Source organism: Jutongia sp. (assembly GCF_057878315.1).
The window spans coordinates 1-8,179 of record NZ_DBLXSO010000069.1; the positions used below are offsets into that span (position 1 = coordinate 1).

Here is an 8,179-nt window from a genome sequence, read left to right on the forward strand (position 1 = left end):
TTTCTTTTGTCTTGCCATAATAAAAGGCCCTCCTAATGATATTTATTTTATCATAGAAGAACCTTCTAATCATTATTTTACAGAAAAAGTATCACACTCTCATTATAATACTGATCAATACTGCAAAAGCTCATGACCAGAATATAGATCAGAGGAACCGCCACCAGCAGTATCAGCCACAACGTCACGGGGCCAACCATGACCGCCGCAGGAAGTGTCTTTTCCCGAAATCTCTTTTTCGTCATAGAAATCATCCTTTCCTTCAGGCAGTGTCGCGCATCATGCCAGTTTAATATTCTCCATGCTCTGATAGAACCGGTTATCCAGACTGTGGATCAGCACCGCATCCTCCGGCTCCCAGCAGATAAATACTTTCTCACCGATCGGCGGAAGCTCCTCTCCGGCAAGCTTCTCCATCTTGATCTCGTTTCCGTTTGGCAAAACGGCAATGCATTTAAGCACGGAGCCTACATAGATGTAATCTCTGACAACCGCCGGAACCGTAAAGCCCTCCACCGGTTTCGGAGAAAAATGCATTTTCTCGGGGCGAACCGATACGGTTACAAATTCATTTACAGCAAAGCCGGTGTTCTTGCCATCGCCCTCTTCGACAGAACCGGAGGATGTCACCTCACCGTTTTCAATGCCGATGACCGCCTTTCCACCCTCAATGGAGCGGATCGTTCCGTCAAATACATTTGTCTCACCAATAAAGGTTGCCACAAACTTCGTTGCCGGACGTTCATAAATCTCCGTCGGTGATCCGATCTGATCCATCACACCATCATGCATGATCGCGATCCGGTCACTCATCGTGAGCGCCTCCTCCTGATCATGTGTTACATAGATAAAAGTGATATTCAGCTTCTTCTGCAGACGTTTTAGTTCCAGCTGCATCTGCTTACGCAGCTTTAGATCCAATGCTCCGAGAGGCTCATCCAGCAACAGCACCTTGGGGCGGTTGATCAGTGCCCGTGCGATTGCCACTCGCTGCTTCTGACCACCGGAAAGCTGACTTGGATATCTTTTTTCAAAACCGGAAAGCTGTACCATCTCTAACATTTTAAGCACTCTTTCCTTAATCTCCTTCTTCGGAACCTTCTTCATCCTAAGACCATATGCAACATTGTCATAAATCGTCATATGAGGAAATAATGCGTAGCTCTGAAATACTGTGTTGACATTTCTTTCATATGGCTCCTTATCCTCGATCGGCTCTCCCTCAACGGTGATCGAACCGGTTGTCGGTTCCTCAAAGCCTGCAATCATCCGAAGCGTTGTCGTCTTACCACATCCGGAGGATCCAAGCAGTGTCAGAAACTCTCCTTCCTCTACCAGCAGATTCAAATCCTTTACAACATGATTTGTTCCATATATTTTGTTTACGCCTTTAATATCTACGATTGTGTTCATCAAATCACATCACCTCTTTATCATGCTCCTTTGCTATCAAACCATCTCCGGCTTTTGTCATCACCGGATCTATAAAACCTTGTCTCCACGCTCTCCGGTACGGATACGGATCGCTTCCTCAATATTTCTGACGAAGATCTTTCCATCACCGACATGACCGGTTGCCACCTTGTCTCTGACCTCCGCTACGATGTTTTCCACCTTCGAGTCATCAACAACAACTTCCACTCTCACCTTTGGAAGCAGGTTGATATTCGTCTTAAAGCCCTTGATCTCATTGACGCCCTCAACAGCGCCCTTTTGTGCACCACAACCCATAACGGTTGAGATTGTCATACCACCACATTTCATCTGATCTAAAATACTCTTTAATACCTCCAGCTTCTCAGGTCTGATAATCAATACGATTTCTTTCATGGTAAAGCCCTCCTTTGATCTGTTTATTTGCTTCACAAATATCAAAAAGAGGCCATTCGAAATTCGAATAGCCCCTTTGCTTGCGAATAATATACTACAATAAAATAAATTCTTCAATACTGCATCTGTACCATTTTTATGCTACTTTCGGGTTATTGTCTACTCCTTTTCCTTTACGAGTTTAAACATCTGTACACGATTCCGAATACCTAATTTGCGGTATATATTCAGTATGTGCTTCTTCAGGGTATTGACGGTGATCGACAGCTGATCACAGATCTCCGGATTTTCCATTCCCTGCAGCAAAAGTCCAAGAATCGTCTGCTCCCTTTTGGTCAGATTGTATTTTTGCACGGCCTCTGTCATCGTCAGCTTCTCTCGTTCCGTCATCTGATGCGTCCTTTCCTGATACAGACGATATGCCATATGATCCTTGAGCATATCCATCAGAAAAACATCCTCATAAGTGAAATCCTCCTTGCCGATCGTACGGTACAACGTCACGACGCCGAGAAAGGATTTGTTTCTGCCAAAGATCATCTGCAGCGCATAATGCCAGTTATTCGGCCGGTAAACGCGTCTGTAATACTCTGTATTGACCCGTTTCTCATCGGAAATAATGTCGGTCTCGCGATAGACCATGCTGCGCCCACTGAACATAATACCCCGGCTGTAATCAATACTTTCATAAATATCCGACAGATCCTCATCGCAGTTAAAGAAAACCGGCTTTTCCAGCTGCTCCTTCTGTCTCGCCGAAGCCAGATAAAAGTCCGCACTGTCAAAATCGATCACCGTCTTGATCTGTTCCAGAAACTGCTTGCGCATCCCGTCAAAATCATTTGTCGTATATATCTTATAAATGATACTGTTTAGTACAAGCCAGTCATTTGTTTCAAAACTCTTCATAGGCATACACCTCCTCAAACAAAAAAAGTACGCAAAGAGATATACACGTCTTTGCGTACTTTCTGAAATCTGTTTAATTCATGTTAGAAGTATACCACAATAGAATTACTTGTCAAGGGTATCTTTTCCTCCATTTTAGTGAAAAGCTGTCAGGAGCTTTTCAAGCAGTCCCGTAGACTGTAAGAACAGAATTACCATGATGACCGGTGTTACAAACTTGATCATAACGATATACAAATGCTTTCTGGAGAACCTGCCATTCGGATGCTCCATCTCCTCGATGATCCATTTCGGCTTTACCAGCCAGCCCACTAAGATCGTCGAAAAGATTGAGATGAACGGCATCAGGAAACTGTTGCTGATATAATCCATAATGTCAAGAAGCTGTCCTGTCATACCGTTCGGAAGCGGCACTTCCAGATAAAAGATACTGTAGCCAAGAGCGATCACAGCGGTTGCTGCCAGATAGATCACTGCAAGAACCAGTGTTGTTTTCTTTCTCTCTGTATGGAAGATCTCCATGCAGTTTGCCGTGATGGACTCCAGTACGGAGATACAGGAGGTCAGTGCCGCAAATACTGCAAGCAGGAAAAAGACAAGTCCGATCACACATCCGGCTTTTCCCATGGCATAAAAGGTCTTTGGCAGTGCCACAAACATCAGACTCGGTCCGGCTGACATGCCCTCCATACCGGAGAATACATAGATTGCCGGAATGATCATAATACCGGCAAGAAATGCTACTGCGGTATCCACAACCTCGATCTGGGCAACGGATTTGTTCAGATCAACCTCCTTCTTCACGTAAGAGCCATATGTGATCATAATTCCCATCGATACACTCAACGAGAAGAACAGCTGGCTCATGGCATCGAGTGTGATCTGTAAAAACTTCGAAACCGTCAACCCCGAGACATCCGGAATCAAATAAACCTTGAGACCGTCAAGTCCTGTACGCACAACGCCATCGGCACCCTTTGACTTCAGGGTAAGTGAAAATACGGCAATACCGACTACCATGATCAGCAGCACCGGCATAATGAACTTGCTGCAGCGCTCAATACCGCCCTCAACACCATTGTACACGATCAGTGCAGTTACAAACATGAATATCAGTCCGAACCACACGGAAGAAGTATTGGTAATAAATCCCGTAAAGTATGTATCCTTCGCCGCATCCCCGGAAGCACCGGTCAAAAATACAATAAAATACTTTAAGATCCATCCACCGATCACAGCATAATAGGTCATGATAAGCACCGGCACAAGAAATGTCAGAAATCCAAGCTTCTTCCAGCCCGGACGCATCGTCTCATACGCCTTGATCGCACTCTGTCCCGTCTTACGCCCGATCGCAATGTCAGTTGTAAGCAGAGTAAATCCAAAGGTCAGCACCAGAACCAGATAAATGATCAGAAACAATCCGCCGCCGTCTCTCGCCACAAGATACGGAAAACGCCATAAATTTCCCACTCCAACTGCACTTCCTGCCGCCGCCAGAACAAATCCGATCTGGCCACTGAAATTACTTTTCTTTTTCAATTTTTTAACTCCTTTGATCTGTTTTCTTTGTAAAAGTGAATAAATTCCTATGTTCACTTTTGCCTTCGCGCATATTCTAACATAATTATGTCAAATATTCAACGGATCCCCTGCCTCAGATAAGCCCTCTCTTTTTGCCCTCCATCACAGCACCCGCCTTATTCTTCACACCCAGCTTTTTATAGTTCTGTGCCATGTGATATTTGACGTTTGCCTCAGTCATATGAAGCCGCTTCGCAATGTCGGCACGGGACATCCCCTCTGCCTGCAGCTTCAGAATACTCACCGCCGTATCACTCAACCGCACGTCCTTCTGTCCAGCCTTTAAATAGCCCGGATAATAACGCGCCATCTGATCTGTCTCACTGCAGACCTCCTTCAAAAATGCCTGTCTTGATGCCGGTTCATCCTCCGAAGCATCTGCAGGCCATTTTATCCGCGCCAGAAGCGGCTGCAGCGCAACACCCTCTCTGGACAAAAGCCGCACAAAATGATACTCGCATGCCTTTGTAAGCACCTTATCCAGAAATGTTTCCCATTCGTCCTGCCCCATCCGGTAAAGTGTAACCGCCATCAACAGATCACATTCCATCAGTATGTAAGTCCGTTTCATCATGGACGCATAATATTGAAGCTTTACGAGCAGATTATACGCCTGCTCATATCTCCCCATCTGCAGATACACACGCACCTTCGTCAGAAACTGAAAACGGTCATAGGTACGAAACTCGATCTCCTCATCCGGTGCAGTTTCCATCCACTTTGCGATCATCGCCCGTTCACCGGCATAAAGCGCACATCGTATCTGAAAGGTCCGGATATTCGGCAGAAGCTGCTGTGCATTTTCCTTCTGCGCACGCTCCCAAAAACGCTGCATCAGCTCCAGAGCCTCGTTATATCTGCCGTTTTGGATGTGCAGCCATGCCAGAATCCCGTCCGCCACAAAACACTGCTCCAGTTTACCTCCTGCCTCCGCCTGCATTCTTCCACGGTTGGCAAGAAAGGATACCTCATAATTGTCTTCTCCCTTTTCTAAAAAGCTCTCCGCCAGAGCCAGATCCACCATTCCCTTGCCGTATCTGCCAAGGATAAACTCGACAACCTTACCGATCGAACGTGCCAGCTCCCGGTCACGCTTGCTCCACTCGCAGAAATCCTTTCCCCCGTTCATCTGGGATGGCTGGTTGCCGGTCACGGAAAATTCATACAATGTCAGCTTCCGTTCAAAAAGCAATCGATAGGACTGTTTGAAAATATTGATCATGTCCTCGCTGCCCCTCTGCAACAATGAAATATCCAGAAACAAAAGCCGACTTTTGGCAAGCTTTCTCTCGCTTCCCCGATGCTCCTTTGCATACTGCACAAGCTGCTGATACCATCTCTCGCTCTCCTCCGGATTGAGCAGTAAAGACTGCAGCATACTCATACCTGTCATCAGCTCCGGATTCTGACATATGATATCCTCCGACAACGCAAAATAATATTGCTTGAGGGCATAATAATCGGCACTGGTCGGCGCCCTTCTGACATTGTCCACCAGAACAGACACCATACGCTCCGTTGCACCTGCCTCCTGGTACATTTCCAGCGCCTTAGTACTCTCCCCGTCAAGTTGATAGCAAAGACCCGCATTTTCATATAGTGCCGCAAGCTTTTCCTTGCTGTACTTTCGTCTTATCCGCCGGCGCATGGATACTCCCATCGGATCATAAAGCTCATACCTGACCGAGCCGTCCGGACAGATCTTCTCCCGCAGAAAATTGCCCATCCATCTGGCACGTTCAATGAGCCATTCGATGTTCCGCTCTCCTGTGATCATCTCTGCCATGCGCACCGTAAAGGAATCTACAATGGACACCTCCATCAAAAACTCCTGCATCTGCGGTTCCCACTGGTCATACACATGAAATTCCAGATAGTCCCACACATGATCCTGTGACCACTTAAATATCTTCTCATAATGCTCGACACCCAGTATACAGTCTCTCCATTTATCATTTTCCCGGATTCTCTGATACAACATATACCACGCAAGCGGATACCCGCGGAATAAACCTACAAGCCTTCGCTCCATCTCCTCCGTCAGAATAATATCCGCCGCCTTTGTAAATCGTTTTACATCCTTCGGTGAAAAGAACAAAAGCTCCTCATCGATCACATAAAAGCCTTCCCTAAACCTGGCATCACTCATCCACGGAAGCACCGGACATCGTCCACTTAAGATCAGCCAGATATCTTCTCTGCGAATCAGCGCAAGAACTGCCTCCCGCAGCTTTTCATCATTCTCCCATGCCAGACGGTGCAGATTATCGATCACCACAATGCGCCTTGTCTTTACGCTCGGAAGCTTTAACTCCTCTGCGCACAGCGTTTCCGCATCAAACAGATCATATGTCTCCTTCTGCCGGATCATATAATGCTTCACCAGACTCGTTTTGCCGGAGCCTGTCACGCCGTAAATATAAGTGGTCATATTTTCCTCATCTGCCGCCTTCATAAGCTTCCACGCCTTGATCGGTTTGATATAGCAGTCACGTTCCCGTGCTTTTTTCGCCTTTTCCATTCCTTCTCCTCTCTGGTTTGTTATAACAACCTTCGTTGCTCTCTGTCATGCAGCCGTACAACCCATTTTCAAAACTGTCTTCGCCGGCTTTCCCTCCGACTTATTTCCAGGGCGCACACCACACACTCTTCCAGTGCCTTTTCTGCTCTGACAGTGGCAAGCTCCTCCGGTTTGACCTTCTCCTTCCGCACCGCAAAGCATGCATCGAACAGATCACTTTCCTGACAACGCTCAATCCCCTCTCCAAAGCAGCCGGCAAAGGCGATCACCTTTTTATGATACTTCTTTGCCAGAGCGGCGACTCCCGCCGGAGTCTTTCCCATCAGCGTCTGTTCATCCATTCGCCCCTCTCCGGTGATCACAAGATCCGCCGAAGCAATCTCCGCCTCAATGCCGCTCTCGCGAAGCACAATGTCAATGCCCTTTGCCAGATGTCCGTTAAGAAACATCAGAAATGCATAACCAAGTCCTCCTGCCGCACCGGCTCCGGGCGTCATCCGCCCGGTCTTATCTGTGCTTTCACATGTATCCTCTGCGATATCCGCAAAATGCTCCATTCCCTTTTCCAAAATCTGTACCATTTCGGGGTCTGCCCCCTTCTGCGGTGCAAATATCATACTGCAGCCGTTCTCTCCGGTCAATGGATTTGTTACATCACAGACAATCTGAAACTCACACTCCTTCAGCACCGGAAGCAGTCCGCTCCGGTCAATCCGAGCCGCCTGCAGCAGCCCTTCCCCGCCGCGACAGACCTCTTCTCCTCTGTTATTTTGAAAACGTACCCCCAATGCCTGCAGCATACCGATTCCTGCATCATTGGTCGCACTTCCTCCAATTCCGATAATAAAACGTCGACAGCCTCTCTCCACAGCATTCCGGATCATCTCCCCCACGCCGTAGGTTGTCGTTTTCATGGGATTTCTCTGATCGTCAGACACCAGCATCAGTCCTGCCGCCTGTGCCATTTCAAGCACGGCTGTCCGTTGCTCTCCCTTTCCGTATACAATATACTCCGCCTGTGTCAAAGTCCCAGCAGGACCGGTCACAGTACATGTCACACTCTCTATCTGCTGCTTTGCAAAGGTCAGTGCCTCTACCGTTCCCTCACCACCATCTGCCATGGGATATACCTTTATCTCACTGTCCGGATAAATCTGCTCTGCCGCCCGCTTAACCGCCTCTCCGGCTTCCTGAGAGCGCATACTGCCCTTAAACGAGTCCATCGCTATAATGATCTTGTTCATGTCTGGTCATATCCTTCCTTGAATCGAGTAGGAGGCGGTGACTAACCGCCGTCCTCTCACACCACCGTGCGTACCGTTCGGTACACGGCGG

At 47.5% G+C, this 8,179-nt stretch carries 7 protein-coding genes; all 7 read right to left on the reverse strand.

Annotation, left to right across the window (positions count from 1 at the left end):
• Window positions 1–77: 77 nt before the first annotated feature.
• Window positions 78–245: a hypothetical protein gene (locus ACZLMD_RS12170; RefSeq protein ID WP_489495823.1), complete on the reverse strand. Its 168-nt coding sequence runs from the start codon at window positions 243–245 to the stop codon at window positions 78–80.
• A gap of 34 nt (window positions 246–279) precedes the next feature.
• Window positions 280–1,413, reverse strand: a complete 1,134-nt coding sequence (locus tag ACZLMD_RS12175; RefSeq protein WP_486818882.1) for an ABC transporter ATP-binding protein — start codon at window positions 1,411–1,413, stop codon at window positions 280–282.
• 69 nt (window positions 1,414–1,482) lie between these two features.
• Window positions 1,483–1,830: a P-II family nitrogen regulator gene (locus ACZLMD_RS12180; protein WP_022306512.1), complete on the reverse strand. Its 348-nt coding sequence runs from the start codon at window positions 1,828–1,830 to the stop codon at window positions 1,483–1,485.
• 159 nt (window positions 1,831–1,989) lie between these two features.
• A complete protein-coding gene (locus tag ACZLMD_RS12185; protein WP_489495826.1) occupies window positions 1,990–2,739 on the reverse strand; it encodes a response regulator transcription factor in 750 nt (249 codons plus the stop codon).
• 135 nt (window positions 2,740–2,874) lie between these two features.
• Window positions 2,875–4,281, reverse strand: a complete 1,407-nt coding sequence (locus tag ACZLMD_RS12190) for a sodium-dependent transporter (protein WP_489495828.1) — start codon at window positions 4,279–4,281, stop codon at window positions 2,875–2,877.
• 115 nt (window positions 4,282–4,396) lie between these two features.
• Window positions 4,397–6,844, reverse strand: a complete 2,448-nt coding sequence (locus tag ACZLMD_RS12195) for a helix-turn-helix transcriptional regulator (protein ID WP_482522625.1) — start codon at window positions 6,842–6,844, stop codon at window positions 4,397–4,399.
• 68 nt (window positions 6,845–6,912) lie between these two features.
• The gene (locus tag ACZLMD_RS12200; RefSeq protein ID WP_489495830.1) at window positions 6,913–8,088 is read right to left on the reverse strand and encodes a glycerate kinase; all 1,176 of its coding nucleotides are present in this window, start codon (window positions 8,086–8,088) and stop codon (window positions 6,913–6,915) included.
• Between the last annotated feature and the right edge of the window lie 91 nt (window positions 8,089–8,179).

Coding starts and splice junctions, on each gene's coding strand:
- ACZLMD_RS12185 (WP_489495826.1), bottom strand. CDS start 2,739: ATGAAGAGTTTTGAAACAAATGACTGGCTTGTACTAAACAGTATCATT.
- ACZLMD_RS12180 (WP_022306512.1), bottom strand. CDS start 1,830: ATGAAAGAAATCGTATTGATTATCAGACCTGAGAAGCTGGAGGTATTA.
- ACZLMD_RS12170 (WP_489495823.1), bottom strand. CDS start 245: ATGACGAAAAAGAGATTTCGGGAAAAGACACTTCCTGCGGCGGTCATG.
- ACZLMD_RS12175 (WP_486818882.1), bottom strand. CDS start 1,413: ATGAACACAATCGTAGATATTAAAGGCGTAAACAAAATATATGGAACA.
- ACZLMD_RS12200 (WP_489495830.1), bottom strand. CDS start 8,088: ATGAACAAGATCATTATAGCGATGGACTCGTTTAAGGGCAGTATGCGC.
- ACZLMD_RS12195 (WP_482522625.1), bottom strand. CDS start 6,844: ATGGAAAAGGCGAAAAAAGCACGGGAACGTGACTGCTATATCAAACCG.